The 26,352-nt window shown below is 67.6% G+C and carries 37 protein-coding genes and 1 pseudogene; 17 read left to right on the forward strand and 21 right to left on the reverse strand.

The annotated features are described in order from the left end of the window. Positions 1 to 124: 124 nt before the first annotated feature. From fliI to Q8K49_RS12115, 3 genes are read left to right on the forward strand one after another with little or no spacing between them, the layout of a single operon-like run. Complete coding sequence (gene fliI, locus Q8K49_RS12105) at positions 125 to 1,465, forward strand: flagellar protein export ATPase FliI (protein WP_305306328.1); 1,341 nt, start codon at positions 125 to 127, stop codon at positions 1,463 to 1,465. Positions 1,466 to 1,478: 13 nt separating this feature from the next. After that, positions 1,479 to 1,889: a flagellar export protein FliJ gene (locus Q8K49_RS12110; protein ID WP_305306329.1), complete on the forward strand. Its 411-nt coding sequence runs from the start codon at positions 1,479 to 1,481 to the stop codon at positions 1,887 to 1,889. Then, on the forward strand, positions 1,879 to 2,973 hold the full coding sequence (locus tag Q8K49_RS12115; protein ID WP_305306330.1) for an endo-1,4-beta-xylanase: 1,095 nt from the start codon (positions 1,879 to 1,881) through the stop codon (positions 2,971 to 2,973). Before Q8K49_RS12110 ends, Q8K49_RS12115 begins: the two co-directional genes overlap by 11 nt. On the opposite strand, the gene Q8K49_RS12120 is transcribed toward Q8K49_RS12115, so the two are convergent. Then, positions 2,970 to 3,266, reverse strand: coding sequence for a type II toxin-antitoxin system RelE/ParE family toxin (locus Q8K49_RS12120; RefSeq protein WP_370867779.1), 297 nt, complete (start codon positions 3,264 to 3,266; stop codon positions 2,970 to 2,972). The two genes, Q8K49_RS12115 and Q8K49_RS12120, sit on opposite strands and share 4 nt — an antisense overlap. A gap of 329 nt (positions 3,267 to 3,595) precedes the next feature. After that, positions 3,596 to 3,709, reverse strand: a pseudogene (locus Q8K49_RS12125) (competence/damage-inducible protein A); the annotation flags it as partial. A 104-nt stretch (positions 3,710 to 3,813) separates the two neighbouring features. Here Q8K49_RS12125 and map point away from each other — a divergent pair. From map to Q8K49_RS12170, 9 genes are all read left to right on the forward strand, one after another. Next, positions 3,814 to 4,638, forward strand: coding sequence for a type I methionyl aminopeptidase (gene map / locus Q8K49_RS12130; protein WP_305306331.1), 825 nt, complete (start codon positions 3,814 to 3,816; stop codon positions 4,636 to 4,638). A gap of 76 nt (positions 4,639 to 4,714) precedes the next feature. Further along, complete coding sequence (locus tag Q8K49_RS12135; protein ID WP_305306332.1) at positions 4,715 to 5,023, forward strand: DUF6516 family protein; 309 nt, start codon at positions 4,715 to 4,717, stop codon at positions 5,021 to 5,023. Then, positions 4,929 to 5,342, forward strand: coding sequence for a transcriptional regulator (locus Q8K49_RS12140; protein WP_305306333.1), 414 nt, complete (start codon positions 4,929 to 4,931; stop codon positions 5,340 to 5,342). Before Q8K49_RS12135 ends, Q8K49_RS12140 begins: the two co-directional genes overlap by 95 nt. A gap of 2 nt (positions 5,343 to 5,344) precedes the next feature. Continuing rightward, a complete protein-coding gene (gene radC, locus Q8K49_RS12145; RefSeq protein WP_305306334.1) occupies positions 5,345 to 6,070 on the forward strand; it encodes a DNA repair protein RadC in 726 nt (241 codons plus the stop codon). Beyond that, positions 6,067 to 6,582: a GNAT family N-acetyltransferase gene (locus Q8K49_RS12150; protein WP_305306335.1), complete on the forward strand. Its 516-nt coding sequence runs from the start codon at positions 6,067 to 6,069 to the stop codon at positions 6,580 to 6,582. The genes radC and Q8K49_RS12150 overlap by 4 nt, the downstream gene beginning before the upstream one ends. A gap of 385 nt (positions 6,583 to 6,967) precedes the next feature. Further along, positions 6,968 to 7,207, forward strand: coding sequence for a BolA family transcriptional regulator (locus tag Q8K49_RS12155; RefSeq protein WP_305306336.1), 240 nt, complete (start codon positions 6,968 to 6,970; stop codon positions 7,205 to 7,207). Positions 7,208 to 7,210: 3 nt separating this feature from the next. Then, positions 7,211 to 8,131 (forward strand): aldo/keto reductase, encoded by a 921-nt coding sequence (locus Q8K49_RS12160; RefSeq protein ID WP_305306337.1) that lies wholly within the window; start codon positions 7,211 to 7,213, stop codon positions 8,129 to 8,131. A 99-nt stretch (positions 8,132 to 8,230) separates the two neighbouring features. Then, complete coding sequence (grxD, locus tag Q8K49_RS12165; RefSeq protein ID WP_305306338.1) at positions 8,231 to 8,590, forward strand: Grx4 family monothiol glutaredoxin; 360 nt, start codon at positions 8,231 to 8,233, stop codon at positions 8,588 to 8,590. Beyond that, complete coding sequence (locus tag Q8K49_RS12170; protein WP_305306339.1) at positions 8,590 to 9,018, forward strand: thioesterase family protein; 429 nt, start codon at positions 8,590 to 8,592, stop codon at positions 9,016 to 9,018. The genes grxD and Q8K49_RS12170 overlap by 1 nt, the downstream gene beginning before the upstream one ends. Before the next feature lie 3 nt (positions 9,019 to 9,021). Here Q8K49_RS12170 and Q8K49_RS12175 read toward each other — a convergent pair whose 3' ends face one another. The 13 genes from Q8K49_RS12175 to Q8K49_RS12235 all read right to left on the reverse strand — a co-directional run bounded on the left by Q8K49_RS12175 (position 9,022) and on the right by Q8K49_RS12235 (position 18,379). Continuing rightward, positions 9,022 to 9,408, reverse strand: a complete 387-nt coding sequence (locus Q8K49_RS12175) for a hypothetical protein (RefSeq protein ID WP_305306340.1) — start codon at positions 9,406 to 9,408, stop codon at positions 9,022 to 9,024. 408 nt (positions 9,409 to 9,816) lie between these two features. After that, complete coding sequence (gene rpsD / locus Q8K49_RS12180) at positions 9,817 to 10,434, reverse strand: 30S ribosomal protein S4 (protein ID WP_305306341.1); 618 nt, start codon at positions 10,432 to 10,434, stop codon at positions 9,817 to 9,819. Positions 10,435 to 10,582: 148 nt separating this feature from the next. Further along, positions 10,583 to 11,524, reverse strand: a complete 942-nt coding sequence (locus Q8K49_RS12185; protein ID WP_305306342.1) for an MBL fold metallo-hydrolase — start codon at positions 11,522 to 11,524, stop codon at positions 10,583 to 10,585. 84 nt (positions 11,525 to 11,608) lie between these two features. Next, positions 11,609 to 12,220 (reverse strand): superoxide dismutase, encoded by a 612-nt coding sequence (locus tag Q8K49_RS12190; protein ID WP_305306343.1) that lies wholly within the window; start codon positions 12,218 to 12,220, stop codon positions 11,609 to 11,611. Positions 12,221 to 12,376: 156 nt separating this feature from the next. Further along, on the reverse strand, positions 12,377 to 12,646 hold the full coding sequence (locus Q8K49_RS12195; RefSeq protein WP_305306344.1) for a hypothetical protein: 270 nt from the start codon (positions 12,644 to 12,646) through the stop codon (positions 12,377 to 12,379). 4 nt (positions 12,647 to 12,650) lie between these two features. Beyond that, positions 12,651 to 13,484: an S-formylglutathione hydrolase gene (gene fghA / locus Q8K49_RS12200; protein WP_305306345.1), complete on the reverse strand. Its 834-nt coding sequence runs from the start codon at positions 13,482 to 13,484 to the stop codon at positions 12,651 to 12,653. Between the two features lie 83 nt (positions 13,485 to 13,567). After that, a complete protein-coding gene (locus Q8K49_RS12205; protein WP_305306346.1) occupies positions 13,568 to 13,951 on the reverse strand; it encodes a VOC family protein in 384 nt (127 codons plus the stop codon). Between the two features lie 52 nt (positions 13,952 to 14,003). Further along, the gene (locus Q8K49_RS12210) at positions 14,004 to 14,423 is read right to left on the reverse strand and encodes a VOC family protein (protein ID WP_305306347.1); all 420 of its coding nucleotides are present in this window, start codon (positions 14,421 to 14,423) and stop codon (positions 14,004 to 14,006) included. Positions 14,424 to 14,430: 7 nt separating this feature from the next. Beyond that, entirely contained in the window at positions 14,431 to 15,537 is a 1,107-nt protein-coding gene (locus tag Q8K49_RS12215) for an S-(hydroxymethyl)glutathione dehydrogenase/class III alcohol dehydrogenase (RefSeq protein ID WP_305306348.1), read from the reverse strand. Next, the gene (locus tag Q8K49_RS12220; RefSeq protein ID WP_305306349.1) at positions 15,534 to 15,764 is read right to left on the reverse strand and encodes a hypothetical protein; all 231 of its coding nucleotides are present in this window, start codon (positions 15,762 to 15,764) and stop codon (positions 15,534 to 15,536) included. The genes Q8K49_RS12215 and Q8K49_RS12220 overlap by 4 nt, the downstream gene beginning before the upstream one ends. After that, positions 15,761 to 16,531 carry an RNA methyltransferase gene (locus tag Q8K49_RS12225; protein WP_305306350.1) on the reverse strand — a complete coding sequence of 257 codons (771 nt, stop codon included), beginning with the start codon at positions 16,529 to 16,531 and terminating at the stop codon, positions 15,761 to 15,763. The genes Q8K49_RS12220 and Q8K49_RS12225 overlap by 4 nt, the downstream gene beginning before the upstream one ends. 116 nt (positions 16,532 to 16,647) lie before the next feature. After that, on the reverse strand, positions 16,648 to 17,679 hold the full coding sequence (locus Q8K49_RS12230) for a S1/P1 Nuclease (RefSeq protein WP_305306351.1): 1,032 nt from the start codon (positions 17,677 to 17,679) through the stop codon (positions 16,648 to 16,650). A 118-nt stretch (positions 17,680 to 17,797) separates the two neighbouring features. Then, positions 17,798 to 18,379 carry a glutathione S-transferase family protein gene (locus tag Q8K49_RS12235; protein ID WP_305306352.1) on the reverse strand — a complete coding sequence of 194 codons (582 nt, stop codon included), beginning with the start codon at positions 18,377 to 18,379 and terminating at the stop codon, positions 17,798 to 17,800. A gap of 219 nt (positions 18,380 to 18,598) precedes the next feature. On the opposite strand from Q8K49_RS12235, the gene Q8K49_RS12240 reads away from it, so the two are divergent. After that, positions 18,599 to 19,216: a 3D domain-containing protein gene (locus tag Q8K49_RS12240; RefSeq protein ID WP_305306353.1), complete on the forward strand. Its 618-nt coding sequence runs from the start codon at positions 18,599 to 18,601 to the stop codon at positions 19,214 to 19,216. On the opposite strand, the gene Q8K49_RS12245 is transcribed toward Q8K49_RS12240, so the two are convergent. Then, positions 19,213 to 19,536 carry an Mpo1-like protein gene (locus Q8K49_RS12245; RefSeq protein ID WP_305306354.1) on the reverse strand — a complete coding sequence of 108 codons (324 nt, stop codon included), beginning with the start codon at positions 19,534 to 19,536 and terminating at the stop codon, positions 19,213 to 19,215. The genes Q8K49_RS12240 and Q8K49_RS12245 overlap by 4 nt on opposite strands. Before the next feature lie 116 nt (positions 19,537 to 19,652). Between Q8K49_RS12245 and Q8K49_RS12250 the strand changes: the two genes are divergently transcribed. Then, positions 19,653 to 19,862: a flagellar hook protein FlgE gene (locus Q8K49_RS12250; RefSeq protein ID WP_305306355.1), complete on the forward strand. Its 210-nt coding sequence runs from the start codon at positions 19,653 to 19,655 to the stop codon at positions 19,860 to 19,862. Positions 19,863 to 19,869: 7 nt separating this feature from the next. On the opposite strand, the gene Q8K49_RS12255 is transcribed toward Q8K49_RS12250, so the two are convergent. The 3 genes from Q8K49_RS12255 to Q8K49_RS12265 form a co-directional block, all read right to left on the reverse strand. Beyond that, entirely contained in the window at positions 19,870 to 20,400 is a 531-nt protein-coding gene (locus tag Q8K49_RS12255) for a hypothetical protein (protein ID WP_305306356.1), read from the reverse strand. Positions 20,401 to 20,547: 147 nt separating this feature from the next. Beyond that, positions 20,548 to 21,216: a hypothetical protein gene (locus Q8K49_RS12260; protein WP_305306357.1), complete on the reverse strand. Its 669-nt coding sequence runs from the start codon at positions 21,214 to 21,216 to the stop codon at positions 20,548 to 20,550. A gap of 91 nt (positions 21,217 to 21,307) precedes the next feature. Next, positions 21,308 to 22,609, reverse strand: coding sequence for a S8 family serine peptidase (locus Q8K49_RS12265; protein ID WP_305306358.1), 1,302 nt, complete (start codon positions 22,607 to 22,609; stop codon positions 21,308 to 21,310). A gap of 154 nt (positions 22,610 to 22,763) precedes the next feature. Here Q8K49_RS12265 and Q8K49_RS12270 point away from each other — a divergent pair, with 154 nt between their 5' ends. The 3 genes from Q8K49_RS12270 (at position 22,764) to Q8K49_RS12280 (ending at position 24,246) form a co-directional block, all read left to right on the forward strand. Beyond that, positions 22,764 to 23,267, forward strand: a complete 504-nt coding sequence (locus Q8K49_RS12270; protein ID WP_305306359.1) for an RNA polymerase sigma factor — start codon at positions 22,764 to 22,766, stop codon at positions 23,265 to 23,267. Beyond that, the gene (locus Q8K49_RS12275) at positions 23,264 to 23,992 is read left to right on the forward strand and encodes a hypothetical protein (protein ID WP_305306360.1); all 729 of its coding nucleotides are present in this window, start codon (positions 23,264 to 23,266) and stop codon (positions 23,990 to 23,992) included. The genes Q8K49_RS12270 and Q8K49_RS12275 overlap by 4 nt, the downstream gene beginning before the upstream one ends. 83 nt (positions 23,993 to 24,075) lie before the next feature. Then, positions 24,076 to 24,246, forward strand: a complete 171-nt coding sequence (locus tag Q8K49_RS12280) for a hypothetical protein (protein WP_305306361.1) — start codon at positions 24,076 to 24,078, stop codon at positions 24,244 to 24,246. Between the two features lie 121 nt (positions 24,247 to 24,367). On the opposite strand, the gene Q8K49_RS12285 is transcribed toward Q8K49_RS12280, so the two are convergent. Both Q8K49_RS12285 and Q8K49_RS12290 read right to left on the reverse strand, forming a co-directional pair. Further along, on the reverse strand, positions 24,368 to 25,549 hold the full coding sequence (locus Q8K49_RS12285; protein WP_305306362.1) for an OprO/OprP family phosphate-selective porin: 1,182 nt from the start codon (positions 25,547 to 25,549) through the stop codon (positions 24,368 to 24,370). Beyond that, a complete protein-coding gene (locus tag Q8K49_RS12290; protein WP_305306363.1) occupies positions 25,546 to 26,313 on the reverse strand; it encodes a PHB depolymerase family esterase in 768 nt (255 codons plus the stop codon). The genes Q8K49_RS12285 and Q8K49_RS12290 overlap by 4 nt, the downstream gene beginning before the upstream one ends. Positions 26,314 to 26,352: the final 39 nt, after the last annotated feature.

Raw genomic sequence — 26,352 nt, forward strand, 5'->3', positions numbered from 1 at the left:
CCTCACCCGCCCGCGCCAGAACGGATGCTGGCGCATCCGTGCGCGGCCTCCCTCTCCCGACGGGAGAGGGGACTCAGCGGTTGAAATTCACCCCCCGTTAACCACGATCTGGCCTTCGTGGGCCATGCACGCTCTCGCCGCCGCCGTTGAAGCGATCGATCCGTTGGTCGTGACCGGAAAGGTCGCCGGCGTGAACGGCCTGCTGATCGAGTCCAAGGGCGGGCTGTCGCGCCTGTCGGTCGGGGCCCGGGCCGAGATCGAGCGCCGTCACCTGTCGCCCCTGCCCGCCGAGGTCGTCGGCTTCCGCGACGCCAAGGCCCTGCTGATGCCCTTCGGCCCGGTCGAGGGCGTGGCGCCCGGGGCCGATATCCGCATCGTCTCGTCCGCCGCCAGCGTCCGCCCGACCACCGCCTGGCTGGGCCGCATCATCGACGCCTTCGGCCAGCCCATCGACGGCAAGGGGCCGCTCCCGGTCGGTCCCGCCGCCTATCCCCTGCGCGCGCCCCCGCCACCCGCCCATTCGCGGGGCCGGGTGGGCGAGCGGCTGGACCTCGGCGTCCGGGCCATGGACGTCTTCACCACCACCTGCCGCGGCCAGCGCCTCGGCATCTTCGCCGGCTCGGGTGTCGGCAAGTCGGTGCTGCTGTCGATGCTGGCGCGGCAGGCCACCTGTGATGTCGTCGTCGTCGGCCTGATCGGCGAACGGGGCCGTGAGGTGCGCGAATTCATCGAGGAGACCCTCGGCGAAGAGGGCCTGCGCCGGGCCATCGTCGTGGTCGCCACCAGTGACGAACCGGCCCTGAAGCGCCGCCAGGCCGCATACATGACCATGGCCATCTGCGAATATCTGCGCGACCAGGACCTGGAGGTGCTGTGCCTGATGGACTCCGTGACCCGGTTCGCCATGGCCCAGCGCGAGATTGGTCTGGCGGCCGGCGAACCGCCGACGACCAAGGGCTATACGCCCACCGTCTTCACCGAACTGCCCAAGCTGCTCGAACGCGCCGGTCCCGGCCCGGTGCGGCCCGACGGCACGACAGCGGGACCGATCACCGCCATGTTCACCGTACTGGTGGACGGCGGCGACCACGACGAGCCCATCGCCGACGCTGTGCGAGGCATTCTCGACGGCCACATCGTCATGGAGCGCAAGATCGCCGAGCGCGGCCGCTTCCCGGCGATCGACGTGCTGAAGTCCGTCAGCCGCACCCTGCCCGCCTGCCAGACCCCGCCCGAGCGCGAGCTGAATCGTCGCGCCCGCCAGTGCCTGTCGGCCTATGGAAACATGGAAGAGTTGATCCGCATCGGCGCTTATCGCGCCGGGGCCGATCCTATCGTCGACCGGGCCATCGCCCTGAACCCGGCGCTGGAGGCCTTTCTCGGCCAGGACAAGGACGATCACACCGGTCTTTCCGATTCCTTTACCCGGCTGGAAGCAATTCTGAATCAAGGCATGATCCAGTGACCGGAGAGTATCGATGACCGCCTGGGCCCAATCACTGATCCGCATCTCAAACTATGAGGTCGAGACGCTGCAGAAGCGTCTGGCCGAGATCACCGCCCGCCGCGTCTCCGCGGAAATGCGCATCGCCGTGCTCGAGGCCGAGGCCGAAATCGAGCAGGACCGCGCCCGGGACGACGCCGACGCCGCCATGTTGCTGCAGGCCTATCTGAACGGCTGGAAGCTGCGCAAGGGCGCGGCCGAGGCCGACGTCGTCATCATCGACGCCGAAGAGGAAGGCGCCCGCGACGCCCTGTCCGGCGCCTTCGAAGAGCTGAAGAAGTTCGAACACGTCGCCGAAATGACCCGCCTCAACGCCATGATCGCCGCCGGCAAGCGCGAGACGGCGGCCTTCGACGAACTGGGCCTGAGGCGGCGTGCGGGCTGATCCGCCCGGACTGAACCGACGCGCTCTCCTTGCCGCGCCCCTGATCGCGCCTTGGGCTCTGACCGCCTGCGAACGTTTCGCCTCGGCCCAGACCCCGGCGGGACCGCTGGCCCCGCCGCTGAAATCCCTGGCGGACTTCCCCATCGGCGCCACCGGCATGACCGGCCAGCTCGACGACCCCGTCTGGGTCGCCGCCATGCGCCGCCACGTCAGCCAGATCACCCCCGAATGGCAGCTGAAGCCCGAGCGCATCCTGCAACCGGGCTTTGCCTACGACTTCTCGGCCTCGGACCGGATGGTCGACTGGGGCCATGAGCAGGGGTTGCGCGTCTTCGGCCACTGCCTGGTCTGGTATTCGCAAGGGTTGGATGTCTTCACCGACGCCCTGCCGACCGTACGGTTCGCCGCCGAGTTCGACCGCTATGTCTCCACCGTCGCCGGACGTTATCGCGGACGGGTGGTCGGCTGGGACGTCGTCAATGAGGCGGTCGCTGAGGACGGCGACGGCCTGCGCGACTGCGTCTACGCCCGCAAGCTGGGGCCCGAGGCCTATATCGTCCGCGCCTTCCAGCAAGCCCGCGCGGCCGACCCGGACGCCGTGCTGTTCCTCAACGACTACAATCTCGAGAACAATCCGCGGAAGGGCGCGACCTTCCTGCGGCTGGTCGATCGCCTGCTGGCCCAGGGCGCGCCCATCGGCGGCATCGGGACCCAGTCGCACCTCGACATCGACATCCCGGCCGGACAGATCCGCGACTTCTTCCGCGACGCCGGGTCGCTCGGCCTGCCGATCCATGTGTCGGAGCTGGACTTCTCGATGCGGAGCGACAGCCCCGTCGACACCCGCTCCCTGAGCCAGAAGCGCGCCCGGCAAGTCGCCCGCGTCGGCGAACTGGCCGAGGCCTTCATGGCCCTCCCCGCCCGCCAGCGGTTCGCCTTCACCACCTGGGGCCTGCGCGATGTCGACAGCTGGCTGCTGCGCGACGACGGCAAGGGCTGGAAGGACGACAGCCCCCTGCTGCTGGACGCCGACGGCCGCGCCAATCCGGCCTACCAGGCGGTGGCGGAGGCTTTCGCCCGCTAACGGTAGGCCCCGCTGCGTTGGGAAATCTCGATGACGAAGACGGTCAGGATATTTCGCTCGAGATTGTAGACAACCCGATAGTCACCAACACGCAGCCGATAATCCTGCCTCGCCTGCAACGACTTGACGTTCCGCGCCCCAAAAGGATCGGCGGCGAGATCATCAAGGGCGGTCAGAATTCGCGTCCGATCGGCGGCGGGAATACGCCCAAGCACCTTCTTGGCCCTTCGCTCAAGAATGATCGTCCAGGCCAGCTTCAGGCCCGACGCTGGGACGGCAAGACAACGCCGAATTCCTCGGCAACCTCCTGAAGAGTGCTTCGGCCCTCAGGGTCGGGATTGGCGAGCGCCTGGGCGATCGCGGCGCTATCGACCGCGTCTTCCCATTCCTCGAACTTCTCGCCGGACATCAGGATGATTTCGCGCCCCTCATGTCGCAGGACCGCGAACCCCTGGCGATGATCCATGACCTTCACGGCGGCGGCGAGCGAGGTCACATAGCCTTCGGCCTCATAGGCCACCAGGTCATCGTCGCCCGTCGAGGTCGCGGATTGCGGAATGGGGGCGGCGTCATCCATGGGATCATCATAACACGCCGCGCTCAGCCCGCCAAAACCGCCGCCACCCAGCGCCGCCAGGAACCGGGCGATCGCATTCAGATTGGTGTCCGGCGTCCGTCCGGACAGCACCTCGTCGCCGATGATCAGGACGGCGGCGGTGGGAGAGGATTCGGTCATGTCTGCACGCTAGACTGCCGCCGCCGCCCGGTCATCGTGCAGCCTTGAGCATCTGTGTTATGATCGCCATCTGAACCGAGCCTGCCGCCTCCCGAAAGCCCCCGATGTACGAGACCCCCGAACCGGACAGCGACGCCTTCGTCCGTACCCACGAGATTCGCGTCCACGAGGACGAGGAGATGTGGCAGGGGATGCGCGCTGCCGGCCGTCTGGTGGGTCAGGCGCTGGACATGATCACCCCCTTCGTCGTCCCCGGCGTAACCACGCGCGAGATCGACGACCGCATACGCGACTTCACCCTCGACCACGGCGCCATGCCCGCCTGCCTCGGCTACAAGGGCTATGAGAAGACCGTCTGCACCTCGATCAACCACGTCGTCTGCCACGGCATTCCCGGCGACCGGGTGCTGAAGGACGGCGACATCGTCAACATCGACCACACCGTCATCATCGACGGCTGGCACGGAGACTCCAGCCGCATGTATGCGGTCGGAAACGTCAACGCCCGCGCCCGCAAGCTGATCGACGTCACCTATGACTCGCTCGAGGCCGGTCTGGCGATGATCAAGCCGGGCAATACCTTCGGCGACATCGGCTACGCCATCCAGCAGGTGGTCGAGGCCAACCGCATGTCGGTGGTGCGCGACTTCTGCGGCCACGGCATCGGGCGTCTGTTCCACGACAGCCCCAACGTCCTGCACTACGGCCGCCGCGGCGAGGGCGCGACGCTGAAGGCCGGCATGTTCTTCACCGTCGAGCCGATGGTGAACCTGGGCAAGCCGCATGTGAAGGTCCTGTCCGACGGCTGGACCGCCGTGACCCGCGACAAATCCCTGTCGGCCCAGTGTGAACACACGGTGGGCGTGACCGCGACCGGCGTGGAGCTGTTCAGCGCCAGCCCGGCGGGGCTGTTCCGGCCGAAATTCTAGGATAGATTGTCCCTCCGAACGGAGGGTCTCTGTTGGACCAATTGACAACACGATTCATGTTGGAGTATTCTCCAACATGAAGGCCCGGCTGGTCCGTGAGGATGAGGTCGTCGTCGGCGAAGATGAGGCCATGTACACCCGGGTTTGGGAGGTGCCGGTTCCCGTCGTCGGCTCGACCCATTTCTACAAATACAGCCTGGTCTTCGTCTGCGACGAGGTCTGCGTCGTCCGTTTCGACAACGAGCGGGGCAAAGGCGACCACGTCCACATTGATGACGGGGAGACGCCATATGAATTTCATGACCTCGCTCGGCTCGAACTCGATTTCCGACGAACGGTACGAGAATGGCGACTTCAGAACGGTCGTCTTCAGCGTGAGGACTGAGGATGAGGTCTTCGCCGACTTCCGAAGCGCCTTCGAAGGCGTCGAGAAGGGTTATGCGGAGATCAGCTTCATCACGTCCGATCTGCTGTGGCGAATCCTCACCGCCAAGCGCTGGGACATCCTGACCGTCATGGCGGGCGGGGGTGAAATGAGCATCCGGGAGGTGGCGCGGAAGGTCGATCGTGACGTCAAGGCGGTGCACGGCGACGTCACGGGCCTGATCAAGAACGGCATCGTCAAACGGGGAGAGTCCGGCAAGGTCATCTTTCCGTATGACTGGTTCCACCTGAACATCTCCAACCGTCGCGCCGCCGCCTGAGCATGGACGCCGCCGCCCCACCCGCGCCCAAACCCCACCACACGGGCCACCGCGAGCGTCTGCGAGAGCGCGCCCGCGGGGCCGGCCTTGCCCACCTCCCCGACTACGAACTGCTCGAGCTGTTCCTGTTCCGTAGCCAGCCGCAGGGCGACGTCAAGCCGATCGCCAAGGCGCTGCTGGCCCGGTTCGGCTCGCTGGCGGCGGTGCTGGCGGCCTCGGTCGAGGAACTGACGACCGTCAAGGCCGAGGACACGCGCGGGCGCGGCAAGGGTCTGGGCAAGGAAACCGCCCTCGACCTCGCCGCCCTGCACGAGGTCGCCCGCCGGGTGATCAAGGAAGAGGCCAACCAGCGCACCGTCATCTCGTCCTGGACCGCCCTGGTCGCCTATGTCCGCCTGTCCCTGCAGCATGAGGCGCGCGAGCAGTTCCGGGTGCTGTACCTCGACAACCGCAACCAGTTGATCCTCGACGAAATCCAGAATCGCGGCACGGTCGACCACGCTCCGGTCTATCCGCGCGAGGTCGTGCGCCGGGCGCTGGAGCTGTCGGCCAAGTCGATGATCATCGTCCACAACCACCCGTCCGGCGACCCGACCCCGTCGCGGCCCGACATCGAGATGACCCGCCAGGTCATCGAGGCCGCCCGCGCGCTGGGCATCAGCGTCCACGACCACCTGATCGTCGGCCGCGACGGCGTGGCCAGTTTCAAGCAGCTGGGGCTGCTGTGACCGTCCTGATCACCGACCGCCTGACCCTGACCCCGGTCCAGGCCGCCGACTACCCAGACCTGTGCGCCCTGTTCGGCGACATCGACTTCACCCGTCCCATCTTTGGCCGCACCGTCGGCCCGGAGGAGGTCTGGTTCCGCGCCCTGCGCGACATCGGCCACTGGGAGGCCATGGGCCATGGCAATTGGGCGGCGCGGCTGAAGGACGGCGGCGACCTGGTCGGGACCTTCGGCGTGCTGCACTACAGGCGCGAGATGACCCCGGCCTTCGACGCACCGGAACTGGGCTGGGGCGTGGCCCCGCGCTTTCAGGGCCAGGGTCTGGCCTTCGAGGGCCTGTCGGCGGCCCTGGCCTGGTGCGACGAGACCCTGAACGCCCCGCGCACCGTCTGCATGATCTCGCCCGACAACGCCCCGTCGCACGCCCTGGCCGCGCGCGGGGGCTACCTCCCCTATGCCGAGACCACCTACAAGGACGCGCCGGTGGTGCTGCTGGAGCGGATAGCCCACTAAAACAACCGTCACTTGAGTTGACGCGCCTTCTGCTCCCGTGCCCCGGCCAAAGCGGGTTCATCACAACGAACACAAAGGGATTCACGAAGGACACAACGGACTCCTGAGAGGATGATAGAGCCGAACCCGCCATCGACGCTGTGAGAAGACTCGGGATCCACGCCGGGGCCCTGAATCAATGCGGCGTACGCCGCGATCTCAAGACACGCGGAGGAAGACACGGGCCCGGAAGCATCCCCGGTCCCGTCGTGTCCTTTGTGACCCCGTTGTGCCCTTTGTGATGAACCTTCCAGCAGCCGCACTCCGCCCGGAAAGCGCCGCGCCGTAGTCCCGCATTAAGGTTTACGCGCCATCATCTCCGGCGAGTCCGGAGACCGCGCCTTCCATGCCCATGCCCGTCGAAACGCTTCGCGGCCATCTGACCGAAGCCTTTCCCGACGCCGAGATCGTCATCGACGATCTGGCCGGCGACGGCGACCACTATCGCGCGCGCATCGTGTCCGCGGCCTTCGCGGGCCTGCCGCGCGTGCGCCAGCACCAGCTCGTCTATGCCGCCCTCAAGGGCAAGATGGGCGGCGAACTGCACGCGCTGGCGCTCGAAACCTCAAGCCCGGCGGGAGACTGAACCATGCGCTACCGTCCTTTTGGCCTGACCGGACAAGCCGTCTCCTGCCTGACCCTCAGCCTCGGCGCCCGCGACATCGGCGGCGGCCCGGAGGCCGGCCGTGAACTGATCTATTCGGCGCTGGAAGCCGGCATCAACTCCTACCGCCTGGAGACCGCCGACCCCGTTCTGGCCGAGGTGTTGGGACAGGCGTTGACACACGTCGACCGCAAGCTGGTCCAGGTATCCCTGACCCTGGGCGCCGGGGACGGCCGCCGCGGCTCGGACCGCGACTTCTCAGCCGAGGGCATCACCTCGGCGATCGACAAGGCCCTGCATGCCTCCGGCCTCGGCTATTTCGACCTCGCCATCCTCGACGAGCCCGGCGATCACGAACTGCCGCAGTCCACGCTCAACGCCCTCAAGGCCCTGCGCGCCACCGAGCGGGTGCGGCTGCTGGGCATCTCGGGCGACGGCGAGGTGATGGACACCTATGTCTCGACGGGCGCCTTCGACGTCCTGGCCACGCCCTTCCACGTCAACATCCACTGGCAGGTCCGCTCGCGCCTGCGCGCCGCGCGCGAGGCCGACATGGCCATCTTCGTCTATGGCTATTTCCCCGACAGCCTGAACACGGCTAAAAAGGCCGCGACCGTGCATATGCCGAAGAAGGGACTGTTCGGCTTCGGCGGCGGACCCAAGCCGGCAGAAGGGCCGCTGGCCCATGCCGGCACTTTCGCCTTCCTGCACCGCACCAACAACTGGTCGGCCGAGGCCATCTGTCTGGCCTACGCCCTGACCGACCCGGCGGTGTCCAGTGTGATGATCGAGGCCAGCGACATCGAACGGCTCAACACCCTGTCCCAGGTGCCGGACCGCGACATGCCGCCCGGCCTGGCCGCCCAGATCGAGATGGCCCGGGTCGCGGGCGCCAGGGCGGCCTGACTGGTCTCATTCCTCCCCATCGGGGGAGGAATGGTGTCCGCCCTTGACCCCCCGCCCCGCGGTCCATACCTGACGCCCTTCACTGAAAGGCCAGCGTCCGTGACCGATCAAGCTCAAGCCGACCCCGTCCACGCCTTCATCGCCGACACGTTGAAGGATCACGCGGTGGTCCTGTTCATGAAGGGCTCGCCCGACGCGCCGCGTTGCGGCTTCTCCTCGCTGGCGGTGCAGATCCTCGACCATATCGGCGCGGATTTCATCGGTGTGGACGTGCTGCAGGACGAAGCCCTGCGCGAGGGCGTCAAGACCTTCAGCGACTGGCCGACCATTCCCCAGCTCTATGTGAAGGGCGAATTCGTCGGGGGCTCCGACATCGTGCGCGAGATGTTCAACGCCGGCGAGCTTCAGGCCCTGATGGCCGAAAAGGGCGTGTCCCTGGGCGAGCAAGCCGAGGCCTGATGGCGCGCGCGGTCCTCGAACCCCGCATCGACCGCGAGATCTTCGTTGTCCCGCTCGAGGTCCGCCCCGAGCACATCGACGACAACGGCCACGTCAACAACGTCGTCTATGTCGGCTGGCTGCAGGACGCCGGCACGGCCCACTGGAACGCCCGGTTCGACGATGCGACCCGGGCCCGCTGGTCCTGGGTCGCCACCCGGCACGAGGTCGACTATTTCCGCCCCCTGCCGCCCGACGCCCCGGGCGTGGTGGCCCGCACCTGGGTCGGCGATCCCCAGGGACCGCGCTTCAACCGCCATGTCCGCATCGAGGACGGCGAAGGCCGCGTCTGCGCCCAGGGCGTGTCCGAATGGGTGCTGGTCGATGCCACGACCCTGCGGCCGCACCGCATCCCGGCGGACATGCTGCCTGCGTTCGAGCGGCGCTGAGCCTCAGGCCGGCGGCAGCTGGTACGGACTATCGACCGAGAGGCGTGATCCGGGAGCCAGCCCCAGTTCCTCGAACGACCAGCGCACCTCGGTCCCCTCGGGCAAGGTCTCGCGACAGCGGTCTTCCTTGATCCGGCGCAGGGTGATGATCGGTCCGTCGCTCGACGACCGAACCACCGGGGTGATGTCTTCCTTGGCCGTGCAGCCGTTCGAGGTGACCCAGAATACGGCCTCGTCGTGGGCGATGGCCGCGGCATGGACGGGTTCGATCTGGCCGGGCAGGTCGGCCGGCGGCGTCCGGAACCGGCCCGCCATCTGCTGCATGGCGCTGCAACCCGGCAGAGCCGCGATCAGGGCCGCCGTAGCGGCCAGCGTGACGATCCGTTTCATCCCTCCGGCCTCCCGCGCCGAACCCTGAACAGCCGGCAAAATGCGCGTGTTCGCCCCGCAAGGGAAGGCCGGGTCAGTTCTTGATCTATTCGTTCGTCATTCCGGGCGGAGGTGAGCGCAGCGAGCCGCAGACCCGGAACCCAGCGGCGCGCCAGAGCGCGAACCTGTCGCGTGCGCATTTCGGGGCCAGCAGCCCGCCCTTGCTTGCCACTGACCGTGTTTCGCCGCCGTCGCGGCGCCGCTGGGTTCCGGGTCTCCCCCCGGCTTTCGCCGGGGTCCGCCCGGAATGACGAAAGCAGGGCGGAGGGTTCCGAACAACGAAAAGGCCCCGGATTTCTCCGGGGCCTCTCTGAAATCTCGCATTCCGCGCTCAAGCAGCGAGCGACCGCGTCGCGAACGATAGCGCCCTTACGAAGAATAGTATTCCACGACCAGGTTCGGCTCCATCTTCACCGGGAACGGCACGTCGGCCAGTTCCGGCACGCGGACGAAGCGGACCGAGAAGCCGCGGTCGCCGATTTCGATATAGTCCGGGATGTCGCGTTCCGACGACTGCTGGGCTTCGAGCACCAGCGCCATGTTGCGGGACTTTTCCTTGACCTCGACGACGTCGCCGACCTTCAGACGGTACGACGCGATGTCGACCTTCTTGCCGTTGACGGTGACGTGGCCGTGGCTGACGAACTGACGGGCGGACCAGACGGTCGGCGTGAATTTGGCGCGATAGACCAGGGCGTCGAGGCGGGACTCCAGCAGGCCGATCAGGTTCTCCGAGCTGTTGCCCTTGCGGCGCGAGGCTTCTTCGTACGTCGCCGAGAACTGCTTCTCGGTGATGTTGCCGTAGTAGCCCTTCAGTTTCTGCTTGGCCTTCAGCTGCAGGCCGAAGTCAGAAACCTTCTGCTTGCGGCGCTGGCCGTGCTGGCCGGGGCCGTACGAGCGTTTGTTGACGGGGGACTTGGCGCGACCCCACAGGTTTTCACCCATGACCCGGTCGAGTTTGTACTTGGCGCTATGGCGCTTGGACATTCGTATCTCTCTTCATGATGCGGCCCGGTTCCTTCCCAGATGAAGGAACGATCTCAACGGCGGTCCACGCATCGTCCGTAGTGGTTCGCGCAGACGGGCAAGCCCGACGACGTGAAGGGCGCGCTTATGACGGGGCCGGACCCATCCGTCAAGGCTGGGCGGGGGTTTCCGGCACCCAGACGAAACCGTCGTCCCGGCGTTGGAACCGGCCGAGACCCGGGAAGGGGAAGTGGACGGCATAGACCCGCCGGCTTTCGGCGGCCCCGCGCTCCAGTAGACCCTCACGGGTAGCGACCCCCGCGGCGCTGTCGCTGTCCCAGACATTGACCCATTCAGGCCGCTGCACCGAAATCACCGAGCTGTGCAGGGCGTCGCCGATATAGAGCAGGCGATCCGTCCCCGATGTGATCTCATACCCCGTGTTGCCCGGCGTGTGGCCGTCCAGCGCCACGGCCTTGATCGACGGCGTCACCTGGGCTCCGGGCGCGAAGGGCCGGACCCGGGGGGTCACGGCGGTCAGCAGGGCCGTCTCCCCGGCCTGCGCGGCCCCGGCTTTCATATAGTCCCACTCCGGCGCGCTGATGTGGACCACGGCCCGGGGGAAGGTCAGCGAGCCATCGGACCCGACCAGTCCTCCGACATGGTCGCCATGGGCGTGCGAGATCAGCACGTCGGTGATCCGGGTCGGATCGACTCCGGCCGCGCGCAGCGAGGCGACAAGCCTGTTCTGGGTGCCCATTCGGCCGCCCGCCCCGGTGTCGATCAGAACCAGCCGCTCGCCGTCCCTGACCAGCAGCGGCTGCACGGACAGGGTGATGGAATCGCCGGACTGGCCGGCGGCGGTCAGCGCCGCGCGGGCGCCTGCCGTGTCCGCCCAGGGGCTCTCCCCGGTCTTGTTGGCGAGGAGGATATCGCCGTCCTTGAGCGCCACCGCCTCGAGCGCGCCGATGCGGAAGGCGTGGATGTCCGGATTCTCGGCCCTCGCACCTGCGGGCGGGGTGGGGACCCCGGCCTTCTCGGCCTCCGGGGAACAGGCCCCGATCGAAGCCAGGATCAGGGCGGCGGCGACGAGACGGGCGTGGACATTCATCAGCGGCTCTCCGGTCCAATACGGCCGCGCTTCAGATAGGACGCCGCATCCCTCGCGCCAGAGCGGCGGACGCAGATTCCGCGATCAGCTCGCGGCCGCGAACAGCTCATTGACCTTGTTCCAGTTCACCACCGTCCAGAAGGCCTTCAGATAGTCGGCCCGGCGGTTCTGGTATTTCAGATAATAGGCGTGCTCCCAGACGTCGGCGGCCAGCACCACGGCGCCCTTGTCCTCGGCCACGTCCATCAGCGGATTGTCCTGGTTCGGCGTCGACGTAACCTTCAGTTTGCCGTCCTGAACGATCAGCCAGGCCCAGCCCGAGCCGAACTGGCCGGCGCCGGCCGTGTTGAACGCCTCTTTGAACTTTTCCATCCCGTCCAGATCGCGATCGATGGCGGCGGCCAGTTCGGGCGACGGCCGGCCAGTCTTGCTCGCCGGCGCCATCAGCTTCCAGAACAGGCTGTGGTTCCAGTGTCCGCCGGCGTTGTTTCGCACCGCCTTCGGCAGGGTCGATATCGTCGCGAACATCTCCTCCATGGATTTGCCGCGCAGGGCCGGGTCGGCGTCGACCGCCTTGTTCAGATTGTCGACATAGGCCTGATGGTGCTTGCCGTGGTGGAAGCTCATCGTCGCCTTGTCGATGGCCGGCTCCAGCGCGTCGTGGGCATAGGGCAGGGGCGGAAGCGTAAAGGCCATCGGACGGCTCCTTCGATCGTATCGGTCCGCCTGTATCTAGGCGCCCGTTCGCCCAACCCAAGCGGGGCGCGCCGATTTCGTTCCATTCCTCCCCCGTTGGGGGAGGGGGACCGCGAAGCGGTGGAGGGGGCGGGCCCGGTACACCGGCGGATGTGGTCAGCCCCCTCCACCACCCTTCCGGCGGTCCCCCTCCCCCTGCAGGGGAGGAATGGGCAGATTGGCCTTCAGACAGTCGCGCACGGCCCGCCGCAGATCGCCCGTGGCCGAAGCGAAATCCACACCCTCGGCGTCGAACACCGCCCGAACCGCCGCATCCAGCCCGTTCGGCAGGGCCTCCAGAACCCGCTTCTCGCCCTTGGGATGCAGGCAGAAGCCGACCTCCCGGCACAGGGCAGCGAATATCTCGGCATGGTCGGCGTCGGTCATGCGATCAGGCCTTAAGCCTTTTGGCGTGGAAGGCCACATGATCGGCGATGAAACTGGCCATGAAGAAATACGAATGGTCATAGCCGGGCTGCATCCGCAGGGTGATCTTCTGCCCCGCCGCCGTGCCGGCCGCGACCAGCAGTTCGGGCTTCAACTGCTCCGTTAAGAAGGGATCGGCGTCGCCCTGGTCGATCAGCATGTCGTCGTAGCAGCCCGCCCCAACGCCGCTCTCGATCAGTCGGGCCGCGTCATGGGCGTCCCACGCCGTCCGGTCCGGGCCGAGATAGGCGGTGAAGGCCTTCTCCCCCCACGGACACCGCGTCGGCGAGGCGATCGGCGCAAAGGCCGAGACGCTGCGGAACAGGTGAGGATGCCGCAGGGCGAGGGTCAGCGCCCCATGCCCGCCCATCGAATGGCCGCTGATCGACCGCGCCTTCGTGGTCGGAAATTCGCCGTCTATCAGGGCGATCAGCTCCTCGACCACATAGGTCTCCATGCGGAAGTGCGGGACCCACGGGCCTTGCGTCGCATCGACATAGAAGCCCGCCCCCTGTCCCAGATCATAGGCTGGATCATCGGCGACGCCCTCCCCGCGCGGCGAGGTGTCGGGCGCGACGATGATCACCCCATGCTCGGCCGCCGCCGCATAGGCCCCGGCCTTGGTGGTGAAATTGTCCTCTGTGCAGGTCAGGCCCGACAGCCAGATCAACACCGGAAACGGGCCTACGCCCCCCGGGACAAAGACCGACAGGGTCATCGGCGTGCCGGTGGTCGTGCTGTCGTGGCGGAGGTAGCGCAAGGTTCCGCCGTGGACCTGATGCTGTTTGGTGGTTTCCATCGCCGCCTTCCTTGAACCCTCTCCCGGAGGGAGAGGGAGGGACCCGCCGCGCAGCGGCGGGAGGGTGGTCCTTTCGGGCCGGATCACCCCACCCGATGCAGGGCGCAGACCTTGTTGCCGGACGGGTCGCGCAGATAGGCGAGGTGCAGCTTGCCGAAGGCGCCGTCGCGGATACCGGGCGGATCCTCGATGGCCACGCCGCCGGCCTCGACCCCGGCCTTGTAGAAGGCCTCCACAGCGTCGCCGTCCTTCGCCGCGAAACCGATGGTGCCGCCGTTGGCGTGGCAGGCCGGCTCGCCGTCGATCGGCTTGCCGACCGCAAAGGCCCCCATGCGTGTGCGCCACCAGTACCGGCCCTTGGCGTCCGGACCGCTGCCCGGCTCGTGTCCGAGCGCGCCCAGCGCCGCATCATAGAATTTGCGCGACGCCTCGATGTCGTTCGCGCCGACGGTGATGTGGGTGAACATGGCTTCCCTCTTTGTGTCCATCGAGGCTAAACGACACCGTTTCGTTTGGCAACTAACTGACAGTCACCCCCAACCCGGGCCGCTCGCGATAGTGCAGCAGCCGTGTCTCGAGATCGCCGACGTGGAGTTCCAGTCGGTGCCCATCGGGGTCGAGGAAATATAGCGACGCGCCCTCGCTGCGGTTCTCCTTCCAGATCACCGCCGTCGCCCGCAGCCGCGCCGACAGCACCTCGAAGGCGTCCGCCTCCACACTGAAGGCCGCATGCGTATAGTCCGCAGTCGGCGCGCGGCGGACCTCGGCGTCCAGCGAAAGACAGATCCACAGGCTCCCCGCTTCCAGATAGGCCCCGGTCGCCCAGATCGCCCCCAACTCGCAGCCCAGAACGTCACGGTAGAAGGTGACGGAACGCTTGAGGTCGCCGACCGCGAACGTCAGATGGTTGAGCCCCGTAACCTTCGCCGTCTGGTTCATCAGCGCCTCAGAACACCACCACGCTGCGGATGCTCTCCCCCGCGTGCATCAGATCAAACGCCTCGTTGATTCGCTCCAGCGGCAGGGTATGGGTGATCATCGGGTCGATCTCGATCTTGCCGTCCATGTACCAGTCGACGACCTTGGGCGTGTCCGTCCGCCCCCGCGCGCCGCCGAAGGCCGAGCCGCGCCAGACCCGGCCGGTGACCAACTGGAACGGCCGCGTCGCGATCTCCTTGCCCGCCTCGGCCACGCCGATGACGATGCTCTCGCCCCAGCCCCGGTGACAGGCTTCCAGCGCCTGACGCATGACCGTGGTGTTGCCGGTGCAGTCGAAGGTGTAGTCGGCCCCGCCCCCGGTCAGCTCGACCAGATGGGCCACTACGTCCGTGTGCTTCGAAGGATCGACAAAATGGGTCATGCCGAACCGCCGGCCCCACTCTTCCTTGGTATGGTTGATGTCGACCCCGACGATCATGTCGGCCCCGACCATCTTCAGCCCCTGAATGACATTCAGCCCGATCCCGCCGAGCCCGAACACCACGCAGTTGGCCCCCGGCTCCACCTTGGCCGTATTGACCACCGCCCCCACCCCCGTGGTCACGCCGCAGCCGACGTAGCAGGCGCTCGCGAACGGCGCGTCCTTGCGGATTTTCGCCAGCGCGATCTCGGGCAGCACCGTGAAATTCGAGAAGGTCGAACAGCCCATATAGTGGGCGATCGCCAGCCCCTTGTAGCTGAACCTTGAGGTTCCGTCGGGCATGACGCCCTTGCCCTGCGTCGTCCGGATCGCGGTGCACAGATTGGTCTTGCGACTGAGGCAGCTTTTACATTGCCGGCATTCCGGCGTGTACAGCGGGATCACATGGTCCCCGACCGCGACGCTCGTCACCCCCGGGCCGACCTCGACCACCACGCCCGCGCCTTCATGGCCCAGGATCGAGGGGAAGACGCCCTCGCTGTCGAGCCCGTCCAGCGTATAGGCGTCGGTGTGGCAGATGCCGGTCGCCTTGATCTCGACCAGCACCTCCCCGGCGCGCGGCCCCTCCAGATCGACCTCGACGATCTCCAGCGGACGTTTGGCCTCGAAGGCGACGGCGGCGCGGGTTTTCATGATCTGTCCTCCAGATGTCGCGCGATGCATTCGCGAACGGCCGTTTTCACGCTTTCCCGTTCGTAGGTGTCGAAGTCCAACCCTTCTGCGGCGAACACCGCTCGTGCGGCCTGTTCGGCGCCCGAAGGAAGTTGCGCCAGGACCCGATCTTCACCGTCCACGCCCAGCGAACAGAAACCCAGATCCACGCACAACTCTCTGAACATCGCCGCGCCGTCGTCAATCATCCGCTCGCCTTCTTCGCCGCCAACCGCGCCAGCACCCGGCCCCGCCCCTTCGACAGCGCGGTGATCACCCCCCGGAAGGTCGCCACCTCCTGCGCCGTGAACGCCGCCCGTCCCAGCATCACCCGCAAGTTCTGGCTCATGGAGCGGAATTTCTCCGGCGGATGGAAGAAGCCGGCGGCGTCCAGCTCCGTCTCCAGATGCTCGTACATGCCCAGCATCAGCGCTCCGGACGCCGGCGGCTCGCCTTCGCGGAAATTGGGCGGCGGGGCGTCCAGCACCAGCGTCCGCCACTCATAGGCGTTGATCGCCACGGCCTGGGCCAGATTGAGCGACTGGTGGCGCGGATCGATGGGTATGGTGACAATGCCCTGGCACAGGGCGATATCCGAGGTCTCCAGCCCCGCCCGCTCGCCGCCGAACAGCAGGCCGACACCCAGACCCGAGGCGCGGTCGTCATACAGCACCCGCGCCGCCTCGCGCGGCGTTCGCACCGGCTGGCGCGTCTCACGCGGCCGGGCCGTGGTGGCGAAGACGGTGTTCAGATCGGCGACGGCCCCGGCGACGCTGTCGAACACCCGGATCCCCTCCAGCACCCAGTCGGCGCCGGAGGCCGTGGCCCAGGCCCGCTCCTGCGGCCAGCCGTCGCGCGGCGCGACGAGCCTCAGTTCCGACAGGCCGAAATTGGCCATCACCCGCGCCACCGCGCCGATGTTCTCAGCCATCTGCGACTTGTCGAGGATGACGATGGGCGGGGTCAGGTCGGACATCGGGCGCAGTCAGGTGAACGAGGGGTGCTGGTGAGCAAGGGGTGAGCAGGTTCGCGCTGGCGGCCGTCCCAACGGCTCACATCTTCGCTCACTAGCACTATTCACCCGCGCCGAAATCAGTCCTCGCCGTACATGGCCAGCCACGGATCGACGGTCCCGGCCTCGACCTCGTTGACCTTGACCGCCGGCCAGCCGATCGAGTCGTCCGCCGAATCCCGCCACGCCAGCACAAACAGGTCGCGCAGTTCCGACGCCCCCGCGGCCAGCCGCGCCGTCACGAACGCTCCGCCGCGTGCGTCGCTGTCCGTGAAGCCGCCGGCCTTCTCCAGCACATAGAAGGGCGTCACCTCGGCCAGCGTCGTCTTCAGATAGGCCGGCACCCGCAGGCGCAGATCGAAGCCGTCCAGCGCCGGCGCCGCCATCGCCGCCTCGACGGCATCCAGCCGGGCCACGCGCGCCGCGAATGCGCCCTCGAAGGCTCCGTGGGTCTGGCGCGAGGTGGTGAACCCTTGCGGGTTCGGCGTGTCGCGGTTCCAGCCGTTGTAGTGGATGGTGGTGTGGTGCGGCTGCGATCCGTCGCCGACATAGTGGCCCAGATAGCCCATATCGCGCAGGATCAGGGCCTCGCGGCGGATGCGATCCTCACGGTACCAGGCCCGCTTGCCGGGATCGCGCTCGCGCGCCTCGGCGGCGTTCAGCACCCGCCAAATAGCGAAGTCGCGCACCAGCTGCTGATAGCCGTCCATGATCGCGTAGGGCAGGTAGCCGGCGTCATCGACCTTGATCCCCGCCGTCGCCAGCGCCGCGTCATACTCCGACTTCAACTGCGGCAGGGCGTCGATCGACAGCCCCTGGTCGTTCACGATCCGGCCGTTCTCGATCATGTCGACGAAATGGGCTGTGTCGCGTTCGCGGTCGTGGGGTTGGCCGCCGCCCTTGGTGCGGTCCGGCTCGCGCGACAGCTCCCCGACCTCAGCCACAGCGCCGGGCGTGCGCAGGAAGGCGGGCATCTCCCCGGGCAGTCCCCGAACGGCGGCCATGCCGATCAACCGGTGGCCGGTATTGCCCCAGGCGGAGACGGTCGCGGGTGTGGCCAGAACGGCGGCTCCCAGCGTCAGGGCGGCGAGGGCGACGGCGATACGTTTCATGGCGGAGACTCCGGCTACGGACTTCCGATCTGACCTACCCTCAAGCGACCCCGTCGGAAACCCTCTCCCAGACACCGAAACCCCTCACCCCTGCCCCTCTCCCTGTGGGAGAGGGGTTCTATATCGCGAACGCCGCCTCCACTCGCGCGATCCACCTCTGGATTGCCGGATAGGCGGACAGGTCAAAATCCCCCTCGTGCGCCACCCTTGTGTAGGCGACCAGCGCCAGATCAGCGAGCGTCGGCCCGTCCCCGGCCAGCCAGTCCGCCCCGCTCAGCGCCGTCTCCATCCGCGCCAGCGCCGCGTGGCCGCGCTCCATCAGCCGGGGCTCGATCTCGTCCGCCCGCTTGCCGCCCAACAGCCGCTGGAACCGCACCACGGCGATGTATGGTTCGTGACTGTACTGTTCCCAGAACAGCCATTCGTACATCCGGGCGCGGTCGTACGGATCGGTCGGCACGAAAGCCGTCCCCTCGCCGAAATACCCGATGATCGCATTGGACTGGGCCAACACCCGGCCGTCTTCCAGCACGACGGCGGGCACCTGACCGGCGGGATTCCGGGCCAGAAAGTCCGCGTTGCGCGTCACGCCGGACATGACATCTGTTTCGACCCAGCGATAATCACGCCCGAGCCGGTCCAGCAACCACTTGACCTTCAAACAGTTACCGGAACGAATATCGCCATAGACAGTAAGCATCTGACCTCAGCAAAGTGTTTCTGATCTGCGAATACAGCTTACAGGTTTGGTCGCGTTGGCCAAACGAGATTCGGCTTGACCATCACAAGGCTCGCTTATCCACCGGAAAGGCGGACATGAGGTCGCACCGCAGCATGAATGACTGGTTTTCGCCATATTTGGGAAAGACAAGCCGGTCACCGGACGCGTATGGGGCCGGCGTTTCCGTGAGTCCGCAACATGCTCGGCAAAGCCGCTGCGTTCGCCATTGTGTTGGCGATGGCCCTTCCCGCCCAGGTTCAGGCAACGGGCGATCCGGTGTCCTATCAGGCCGCGACGAGCGCGGGCTGGGGCGTCGAATCAACCATCCCGGTCGAGGAAGGTTCCACAGACAGCGGCGCGAGCGCGCTCAGCCCCGAACAGCAGACCTTGATGGCGGCGGACCCCCGCTGGACCGCGCGCGTCAACCTCTACCATGCGGGCGGCGGCGGGGCGACGGGCAATGACAGCCTGGGTTGCCGGCCGATCGCCATGCGCACCATCGCCACCGATCCCCGCTACATCCCGCGCCGCACCCGCCTGTTCATCCCCGAGACGGTCGGCATGCGGATGACCGACGGCTCGGTGCATGACGGCTACTGGTACGCCTCCGACACCGGCGGCGCGATCAAGGGTCAGAAGATCGACCTCTACACCGGCCACGGCCGCGGCTCGATGTCCCCGGCCATGCCCTTCAACCAGCGCCGCCTGACCCTCGTCGACGCCGGCCGCTTTGACGGCTGCCCGCCGTCGTGGGATCGCCTGCCCAGCCAGTCGGTTCAGATGGCCTCGCTCCCCGCCAGCGCCGGATCGCGCTAGAATTTCCGCTGGCCGCTGACCGTTTCGAAGAACATGCGCCAGTCGCCCATCAGGCTCCACAGCGGATACTGGAAGGTGGCCGGGCGATTCTTCTCGAAGAAGAAATGGCCGACCCAGGCGAAGCCATAGCCGACCAGCGGCATGGCCAGCAGCCACCAGCCGTTCCGCGTCGCCAGCGCCAGCCCCATCACCCCGATGACCAGCGCCGAGCCGATCACGTGAATACGGCGGCACGTCCGGTTGGAGTGCTCGTGGATATAGTAGGGATAGAAGGCGCTGAACGACTGATAGCGTTCGCCGGGGGCAGGCTGGTTGGTCATGTCCCCAGCCTCTGCCCGCCTGGCCCCGCGGTCAAGCCGCCGCCGTTCACCCTTTCCATCAGCCAACCGGTAAGGGCGGCGGTCGATAGTGCGGTTGCATCGCCGGGAGACGCCCCATGCAGGCCATCGCCATCGCCGCCGCCGGTATCGCCGGAGCCACCGACCGTTTCGCCGCCAGCGCCGCCCGCACGGCTCGTGATCCGCTCGCCGATCTGGCCGGTGAGACCGTCGAACGCATGACCGCCGGGACGGCGTTCAAGGCCAATATCGCGGTCCTGAAAACCGCCGACCACATGTACGCAAGCCTGCTCGACATCCTCGCCTGATGCGAGGTTAGCCCTCGGTCACCGGCTCCGGACCCAACAGCCGCCGGATCGCCGGCCAGATCTTCGCCACCGCCGAGAAGAAGCCGACCACGGTCGAGACCCACTGGAACGCGGTCCAGACCCAGCCGAACAGGTCGCCGTCGCCCAGCGCCTGACTGATCGGGAACAGCACCCGCGATATGCCGATCTGGAAGGCGGCGTAGCTTTCCGAATATTCAATCGAGCGGTCGGCGAAGAAGGCGATGGCCACCGCCGCCGAAACCGGCGCCCACAGCAGCGGAAGGGCGAGCAACAGGGCCAGCAGCAGCACTGCCAGTTTCGTCCCGACCGTCTCGCCCGACAACAGGGTCAGGACCACGCCGATGCCGAGTCCCAGCGCTACCCCGCCCAGCAGCACCGGTAGAACCCAATCGATCGCGACCATAAGGTCGGCGAACATCAACCCGGCCAGAATGGCCGCGCCGCTCAGCACAAAGCCGCCGACCCAGAGAGCGGCGTACTGACCCAGGCGGCGCTTCAGATAGCCGGGATTGAACATGGCGGTCTTCCTCGCGGGCGACGGATCGAGGATGCCGCGCGCCGGGTCGGAAGTCCATTGGCGGAACGTTGATCGGTCTCCGTCGCGAGCGAAAAAGCCCCGCCGGCGCGAACCGGCGGGGCAGGCTGTTCAGGGTCCGGAGCGGACTCAGTCGTCGCGACGGGTTCCGGCCCGGGCGCCGGCGCCGGCGCCGGCCTGGACCGAGGCGCCATTCCGGTTGGCCGAAGCGGAACCGTTGGCGTCGGCGTTGGCGTCAGCGTCAACCCGGCGCGAGCGACGCGGACGGGCGGCGTCCCGGTCGCGCGAGGCTGAACCCGAGGCGGAGCCGGAGCCGGAGCCGGCGAAACCGCCGCCCAGATCACCCGACAGGGCGCCTTGGCCGGCGCCGGCGGCGCCGTTGAGGGTTCCGTTCAGGGCGCCTGAGGCCGAGGCCTCGGCGCCCCGGGCATTACCATAGGCGGAGCGGGCGGTTCCGGCGGCGCGGCCCTCGGCGCGCCGTTCAGCCGCAAGAGCCCGCTCACGCGCCCGGTCAGCGCGTTGTTGAATACGAGCGGCGCGAGCTTGGGCGCGTTCTTCCAGACGTTCGGCCCGGCGGGCGGTTTCACCCACGGCGTCGGTAGCGAAGCGGCCGTCGACCGAGCCGGTCAGACCACCGTTGGCGGAGCCGCCGAGCGTGCCGCCCAGGCCGCCGACCTGTCCGCCCAAGCCGCCGCCCAATCCGCCACCGAGACCGCCGCCCAGCACCTGGGCGTTGGCGGCGCCCGCGAGGGCGAGGGTGAAGGCCGTGGTGGTGATCAGCATCAGGGTCTTGCGCATGAGGATGTCTCCTTGAATATCGCGGGGCGTTCGGCGCCCTCGATCCATCCAACGATCCCTCGCCGCGAATTCATCCCTGGCGGCGACGATTTTATCGGTTCAGCTGTCCCCGGGCCCCGACCTGATCGGGCGCGACCCTGCGGTCCATCGCCACGACGCCCCGGCCATAGATCGGGTCCGGACCGCGCGCGCCCGCGTCGACCGCCATGGTGGAAACCTCGCCAAGCGCGGCCTCCGCCCCACTCCGGCCGGTTCGTTGCAACCGTTGGGAAAGCAGGCCCGCCACCAGCGGCGCGGCGAAGGACGAGCCGCGTACGTTCACATAGCCCTGCCCGGAACCTGCGGCGGCCATATCGGCCCCCGGCGCGGCGAAGTCGACCTGCGGTCCCCGCCCGGACTCCGGCAGCACCCGGCCGCGTCCGTTGACCGCCGTCACCCCGACCACATCGGGATAGGCCGCCGGATACAGCGGTGGCGCCGACGGCCCGTCATTGCCGACCGCCGCCACGATCAGCATGCCCCGGCTTCCCGCGCGCCGCACCGCCGCCTCGACCACGGCGTTGCGCGGCCCCACCAGACTGACATTGACCACCGGCACCTCGTTCTCGGCCATCCAGGCCAGCGCCTGCGCCAGACCTGTCGCCGACCCGCCCGCGGCGGAACCGCCATAGACGTCGGCGGCATAAAGCTCCCCGCCCGGCGCCGCGCCCGCAAAGGCCCCCGCCTGTCCGACCATCAGCGAAGCCACCGCCGTCCCGTGCGGCGCCGCCCGCGCCGGTCCCGCGAAGCCGCGCTGCACGATCCGCGCGCCCGCCACGGCCGGATGCCGCACGTCGACGCCGGTGTCGATCAGCCCCATCCGCCCCCGGCCGCCCTGGGGTGCAGGAAAGGCCGCCGGGGCCGGCGCGCCACCGGCCTCCGCCAGCTCGCCCGCCGGCGCATGCACATGGTTGAACGCGTAGCTGCCGCCCGGATCGAGGTCGCGCAGCCGCTCGACCGCCCGGCCCAGCGACAGCCCCCGCGGCGGCGTCAGAACCACCGTGGTCATGTCCAGCGCCGTAAGACGCTCTTCCCGCACCACCACAAACCCCGCGTCCAGCGCGCGCCGCCGGCCCTCGGGCGACAGGTCGACCGCCACCACCTCGCCGCGCACCACCGGCCAACCCTCGGGATCGGCCTCCAGCGCCCCGTCCGACCGTCGGATCAACCCCTGTAGCCGCGCCGGGACTTCCAGCCCCCGCTCCAGTCGCCCGCGCGCCAGGCCCTGCAGCGACCCGGGATCGACCGGCAGGCCCGGCGTTCCGCCCGGCAACCCCGGCGTCTGCGGCAGACCTCCGCCGATCCCGCCGGGCAGGCCGATCTGGGCGGCCGCGGGTCCTGCGGACACAGCCATGGCCACAGCCGCGAGAAGGGCCGATAAAAGCATCCGTATCGACATGGGCGTCATTCCCGGCAACGTCCTTCTTTTTCCAAACTCTTTGGCGATGCACAACAAGGGATGAAACGATAGGGGCGGGACGTTCCATCCCCATGACGAGGTTTTCTGCTTGGATGAGTTTCAGACGGGGCTGGTGGAGCTTCTGCCGAGGCTGCGCCGTTTTGCGCGCGTTCTCGTGCGGTCGGACGCCGACGCCCACGATCTGGTGCAGGAGACCATCGAACGCGCCCTGGCCAAACGCGGCGGCTTTCGCCCGGGCACCCGGCTGGACAGTTGGGCCTTCACCATCATGAGGCGGATCTTCATCGACCAGACCCGATCAAACGCGCGCTGGGCCCGCGTGGTCGCCCCGACCGACGAGCGCACACCCGACATCGCCGACGCCGCCATGGCCGGCGAAGACTTGCGCGCCGACGCCCTGGCCGTGCGCGACGCCATCCAGGCCCTGCCCGACGACCAGCGTCTGGCCGTGGCCCTGGTGCTGATCGACGGCCTGTCCTACGCCGAGGCCGCCGAGGTCATGGGCGTCCCCGCCGGCACCCTGACCAGCCGCCTCGTGCGCGGCCGTCAGACCCTGATCCAGACCCTGGCCGAGCAGGGAGTGAGCGCATGATCCGCTACGACGACGAGACCCTGATGCGCCGCGTCGACGGCGAACTCTCCCCCGAAGCCGGCGCCGTCATCGACGACGCCGCCGCCTCCGACCCCACCCTGGCCGGCCGCCTCGAGGCCCTGCGCCAGCTGCGCACCCTCGCCGGCGAGGCCGTGCCGATCGCTCCCGATCCGCGCGATCAGGCCCTCGCCCGGCTGATCGCGGCGAGCAGCTCGGCGACGGCCTCGGGCAGCCCCCTGATCAAGCGCCTGCGCGCCGCCTTCGCCCCGCGCCACGCTCCCCTGTGGGCGGGTCTGGCCGCCGCCTGTTTCGTCGCCGGCCTGTCGATCGGCTGGCTGGGCGGCGGCGAAGCCCACAGCGGCTTCACCGTCGACCGCAGCGGCGCCCTCGCCGACGCCGGCCTGATCCGCGTCCTTGATACGCGCCTGACCGCCGACGGCGCGGATGCCGAAGGCCGGGCCGTAGGCCTGACCTTCCGCGACGCCGACGGCCGCTGGTGCCGCACCTTCCAGTCAGGTCAGGCGAACGTCGCCGGCCTGGCCTGCCGCGAGGCGGACCAATGGACCCTCCAGGCCCTGGCTCCCTTCAGCGCGCCCGCCGGAGACCTCCGCACCGCCGCCGCCGACATCCCCGCCCCGGTCCTGGCCGCGATCGACGCCGTCCTCGCCGGCGACACGCTCGACGCCGCCGCCGAGACCGAGGCCCGCGACGCCGGCTGGCGATAATCCGCGGCCTCGCCGGATGAAACGGCCACGCTCCGTCGTTGACAGCTGAGGGACCCCGCCCGTGCAGCTTGCGAAGACGATCGATGGACGAGAAAACCCTGCGCGAACGCGCCGAGGCCTGGCGCCGCCGCGCCGCCGAGGCGATCTGCCAGCGCGAGCAGGCGGCCAACCAGCTGATCGCCGCCCACTACGCCGCCCTCGCCGACCTCATGGCCACCCGCGCGGGCCGGGCCGCCCGCACCGACGAGGCCTGACCGCCTCTCCCACGACCGGGCCGAGTGCCGGCGGGGGAGCCCATGAGCCCGCTGGAAACCCTTCCCCTTGACCCGGCCGACTACCTCGACGCCGGGGAACGCATCGCGGAACCAACTTTGGTCAAAAACTGACCTGAAGTCGTCCGGCGATCAACTCGGATTCGCGATCCGCAAGACCTGTTACATCGGTGGCCTTGCTCGCGGTGTAGTTCATCATGACCCGGACGTTCTCGTTGAGGTACCAGTTCGCTCCCAGCGTGATGGCGCTGCCATCTCCACGGGCGACGTCCGCATCATCCAGGTCAAGTCGACTGTAGCGCGCCACCACCTCAACAGCACCTCTCCCGCGCCGCAGGTTCACGCCCGATACCATACCTGCGCCGCGTGAATAATCGTAACGCTCGCCGGTCACCACCCAACTGGCCTGCGTATACCAACCATCAAACCCGAGAGTAGGGCCTACTTTCCGGGAGAGCGTCGTGGAGACGTATTGTCCTTGAAAAAGAACCGGACCTCTTGCCACAGCAAACTCGGCGCCGACGTTTGTGAGTTCGTCAGGTTCTGCAATCCTGTCGGTTCCGATCAGCCGGGGGGCCAGCGGAGAACCGGTGTTTGATTGGAAGCTGGTCTCATCGCCGTCGGAGAATGATCTGCGCTCGACCGCCGCGCCGAGATGAACCAGATTTCCTCTTCGATCGATGGGTGCGGCGGTGACTCGCGCCGCGACGCCGTTGCCTCTTTCGTTCGCCCGCCCATCCTCATCGCGGCCTAGCGCATCGCCGAAATAGCCGCCCGCCAGAGTCCAGTGGCGACGAGAAATCCGTGCGCCGATGCCGAGGCCAAAGCCCGGCGTCAGGGCTGTCACCAACGACCGCTCCATCAAGGAGGTGCGGTTCGAGCTCTGCAAGTCTTCCATAGCGAACGGCACGATAAAGTTGCCGCCCTTGATCTCGATATCATCGGTGGGGCGGTAGGAGACCCAAACGTTGCGCCAGCCGTCTTGTCCAGCGAACTCCCTGTCCACGCGGAACCGAACGTCATCCCCGATCCGTCCAGAAACCTCCAGTCGCGCGCGGCGTACGGCCAGGTCGTTGAACTGGGCCCCATCTTCCTCGTACGACAGTGCGTCCAGATGTAGCCGCCCTCCGAGGGTAACCTCGAAATTCCCGCCTTTGGGCTTGTAGGTTACGCCGTCTACGCCCCATTTGACCTCATCAGCGGCCAAGGCAGTTGAAGGTATGAGCACGCCGAGTCCGCCGAGGAGAATCCGACGGAGCGCACTACTGCGGAATATCGAGGTCATTCGTCGTGGTCCTCATCAGGCGAAAGGAGGCCAAAATCGCGAAAAACAATCTTGGCGAGGTCTTCTTGTTGTGCCGCTTCGGTAAAGGAATGACCAATACCCTTCAGCAAAGTCATCCTTGACAGACCAGCCTCGCCGCAGCTGGACCGCGTCGCCTGATCCATTGCTTCGAACCAGGATCGCGCGCGCGCAAGACGCGTAGCTCCCTGCGTGCGGTCCAGCTTTCGGTTTGTGCGGAACGATTCATCTCGCGAAAGATCTTGCTCACCGACCAGCACGTGGCGCGGTACGGAGCCAAAGCGACCGGGATCAAAAGGTCGCGACGGAATCGGACTGGTTCCGATCCCATAGGGGTAGGCCAGGTCGGCATCGGGAAAGGTGTACCAGCCGGCTGCTGCGATCGCGATGGCGGCGGTACGCTCCGGATGCAGCATCATGAAGCGGTGGGCGAACTGCGCGCCGCCCGAAAAGCCGAACAGGTAAAATCGCTCAACCGAAGCGCCTGTAGCGGCGGCTACAGCGTCGAGAATATCAAGCAGTGCTTCGTCGGCTCTTGTGCCGGTTCGTTGGTCGATGACCTGCTGGTACTGCCCAAAAGCCTCTTTAACGAATAGCGGCGCGACGAGGATCGCACCGGCGCGGTCCGCTTGGGTTTGAAACCGAAGAATATGCTCGGCTGCATTGCGGGCGATGCCATGGACGAGGACGACAACGGGCGAAGTCGCCTCCGCGTTGTGAGGAATGTAGGTGAAGTATTCACGCACGGGCGTTCCCTGAAGGGATCGGAATATCGATCGCCCGAT

Source organism: Brevundimonas sp. (genome assembly GCF_030682035.1).
Classification (GTDB): Bacteria; Pseudomonadota; Alphaproteobacteria; order Caulobacterales; family Caulobacteraceae; genus Brevundimonas.